At 57.6% G+C, this 3,253-nt stretch carries 3 protein-coding genes and 1 pseudogene; all 4 read right to left on the reverse strand.

The features are described from left to right. Nucleotides 1-93, reverse strand: a pseudogene (locus tag AWB67_RS41615) (ABC transporter ATP-binding protein); the annotation flags it as partial. 2 nt (nt 94-95) lie between these two features. Then, the gene (locus AWB67_RS35425; RefSeq protein WP_087660557.1) at nt 96-1,232 is read right to left on the reverse strand and encodes an ABC transporter permease; all 1,137 of its coding nucleotides are present in this window, start codon (nt 1,230-1,232) and stop codon (nt 96-98) included. 246 nt (nt 1,233-1,478) lie between these two features. Then, nucleotides 1,479-2,492: a lysylphosphatidylglycerol synthase transmembrane domain-containing protein gene (locus AWB67_RS35430; protein ID WP_235007848.1), complete on the reverse strand. Its 1,014-nt coding sequence runs from the start codon at nt 2,490-2,492 to the stop codon at nt 1,479-1,481. A 78-nt stretch (nt 2,493-2,570) separates the two neighbouring features. Then, the coding region (locus AWB67_RS35435) for a cation transporting ATPase C-terminal domain-containing protein (RefSeq protein WP_200822398.1) at nt 2,571-3,253 on the reverse strand (683 nt) is incomplete at its 5' end.

Raw genomic sequence — 3,253 nt, forward strand, 5'->3', positions numbered from 1 at the left:
TTGAATCGACACATCGCGCACGGCGTAGGTCCGCGCGTCGCCTTCACCGAACCACTTGGTGACCGAACGAGCGTCGATGGCTGGCGTTGTCATGCCTATCCCCGGAATATGTCAAAGGGTTCGATGCTCAAAACCCGACGAACGCCCATATAGCTCGAAGTCGCGGCAATCACGATTACCATCACGAAGGCGAGCAACAGATTGCCGTACGTAATCATTGCCGCGTAGTCCGGAATGCGCAGTCGCGCGAGGCTGATGAGCCCTGCGCACAATCCGATGCCCAGCCCGTAGCCGGTGAGCGCCGTAAAGGTCGCCTGAAACAGGATCATCGCGACAAGCTCATGGCTTTTCGCACCGATCGCCTTCAACGCACCGAATTTTTCGAGGTTCTCCAGAATGAACGTGTAGAACGTCTGGCCCGATATCGACAGTCCCACGACGAAACTGATAACCGTCATCAGCAGGATGTTGGTTCCGAGTCCGGTCTCGTATTTGTAGAAATCCGAGATGCTCTTCATGAACTCCTGCTTCGTGAGCGCCACGTAGCCGAGCTCCTTGACCGCTTGCTTAATATGGGCAATGTCGGCCTCGGACTTAGGCTCCACGAGGATGTACGACGTTGTATAGCGGCTCGAAGGGATGTATTCGATCGCCCGGCGGTAGGTCGTGTAGAGCGTGGGCGAGCCGAACAACCCGCTGCTTGCCACGGTGGCGATCCCAACGACCACGCCTCGGTGGTCGTTGAGTTCGAAATCGCTTCCCAGCTTGGGACTCTGGAGCTTCACGAACTCCGCGTCCTCGATCACGACGAATCCATTCTCCGCGTAAATGTCCTCGATCCTTCCCTGCTTCATCATGGGGCGACCGAACAGGCTTGTGTCATCGAGACCGATCACGGTGACGGCTTGATACCTGCCGTCGCGAAGCTTAACGAGCGCACCACCCGAATAGAGCGGAACTGCGTATTTCACGCCGTCGATGCTGCGCACTGCGTCCAGCACATAATCCGGCATGCCGATGCTGCTCGCAATCGTCTGTACTCCGGGATCCATTACCCAGACCTTGGCGCCCACGTTGATGACGGTGGACGACGAGCGGTCCAGAATACCTGCAAACAGCGACGTCATCTCGACCATCAGAAATACCGCGAACGTAATCCCGACAAGCAGCGCCGTGAACTTAGCGCTGTCGTTCACCAACAGTTTGAACGCGAGTTTTAGTATACCTATCATGTCAAGTGCAGGAGGAAGTAACGCATCAAGGACACCCTCGAGGGCGGCGCCATTCGATAAACACGCTCTTTGCCGATGCTTGAACGATTCACAAATCGTAGCGACGACGGCTCACGCGCGGTTGACGCAGGTCAACCCTGGCGCTTTCTGCAGGTGGAGTTCACGCGGTGACCTCCGGGGCACGTATAGGGAGTAGAAAGTGGCCAGACCCCTTTTCACGAAGGTCCGGGATTGACACCCTGGCTCTCAAGGGCGGTGGATCTCGCGTCGGGCGAGCAAGACGCCTGGCAGCATGGGCAGCCACACTGTCAGTCCGCGTAACAGGAGCGTGCCGCTCAAGGCGGCTTCGATCGGAACTCCCAATAGGTGAAGCATGCCTACAGCGGCCGCTTCGAACGTCCCCAAACCAAGCGGAATAGGTCCGATCGTCGCAGCCATCGAGGCTATGGTAAAACTCACGAAAATCGCCCACGGCTCGGGTCCATACCCGATTGCGCGGAACGCGAGCCAAAAGGTCACCGTATCAAACATGAAAATAGCAAGCTGAAGGCCCACAGTCTGCATTACCAACCGCGGGCTGCGCAAAAGGTCGGTGGGCGCGTCGGAAAGAGCCCGCAGCAAAGCGCTCAAGCCGAGCAACCTACTCAGCCATGCAACAGGCTTCTGGTCACCTAGTCGCTTCAGGCCGAGCACAATAGATGGAATCGCGATCATCACAATCGCGAAAATGGTGACACCAATCAGCAGAGGAAGATTGGCGCGATCGTGAAGCCGCAGCATGGTGGCGGCCGCGACTACCACGCTCAGATAGGCGATGTCATAAGAGACTAGCCCTGCCAGCATGGCAGCCATGGCAACCGCCGCAGGCACTCGCCGCCGGATGAGGCCGCTTACGACCAGCATCGTGCCGCTGATCCCACCGCTAGGCAACATTTGGTCCGTAAATACCTTTGCGATGCCCAGCGGGATCAGCGTTCGAAGCGATCGTGGGTGTCCGGCGCGACGCAGGGCTTGCCGCCAGACCAGGGCCGCGCTGACGTAAGTACCACCCTGGACAACGATCGCCAGGAGTAGCCATGTGGGTCGCGCTGAGCGTGCAAGTTCGACGATTCGTTCGAGGGAGCCGAAATGTAAGACTACAAAAACTAGGGTTAATAGGCCCGTTAGCCCGACTGCCCAGAGAACCAGCGAGCGCGTCAGGGACGTCTTGCCGTGGAGCGCGGGGGCAATCTCGAGAAACTCGGTATCAGGGTGTTCCATGCACGCACCACCGAGCCGGGAAACCTGGTCGGCATCGCCGTTCGTCGTCGGACGGGGCTGCATTGGAGGAGCGGTCATCTAGTTCAGCCCGAACCGGTGGGCGAACCATGTCTTCATAACATGCGTCAGGAGCGCATAGCTTGCGAGGATAAGCAGAAGACCCATCCAGTATGATGCAGGCAGGGGAACAAACCCTAAAAAGGCGCCAAGCGGAGTAAATGGCATAGCAACGCCGACGGCGGCGATGATGCAACTCGTCGCGATCAGCGCAGCACTTGCCCGGCTCTCGAAGAACGGCACTTTGGCCGTGCGGATGATGTGGATAATAAGCGTCTGCGTCAGCAGCGATTCGACGAACCAGCCGGTCTGAAACAGTGCGGGTTTGTCCCATGCCTTGAAGAAATGAAGCATCATGAAATAAGTGGCGTAATCGAATATCGAGCTGATTGGCCCAATCACCAGCACGAATTTCATGAGGTTGCCGATGTCCCATCGCCGCGGCACCGCAAGATACTCCGGGTCGACGTTATCTGTCGGGATTGTCGTTTGCGAGAAGTCATAGAGCAGGTTGTTGGTCAAAACCTGGATCGGTGCCATGGGCAGGAATGGCAGGATGGCGCTGGCGCCGAGCACACTGAACATGTTGCCGAAATTCGAACTCGCGCCCATCTTTATATACTTTGTGATGTTGCCGAACACCTTTCGGCCCTCGCGCACTCCGTCGCCGAGCACCGAGAGGCTTTTCTCGAGCAGGATGATGT

The organism is Caballeronia terrestris, assembly GCF_001544515.1.
In the GTDB taxonomy this organism is placed as follows: Bacteria; Pseudomonadota; Gammaproteobacteria; order Burkholderiales; family Burkholderiaceae; genus Caballeronia; species Caballeronia terrestris.

Excerpts from the sequence above, each read along its gene's own strand:
- AWB67_RS35425 (WP_087660557.1), bottom strand. The coding sequence starts at position 1,232 with ATGATAGGTATACTAAAACTCGCGTTCAAACTGTTGGTGAACGACAGC.
- AWB67_RS35430 (WP_235007848.1), bottom strand. The coding sequence starts at position 2,492 with ATGGAACACCCTGATACCGAGTTTCTCGAGATTGCCCCCGCGCTCCAC.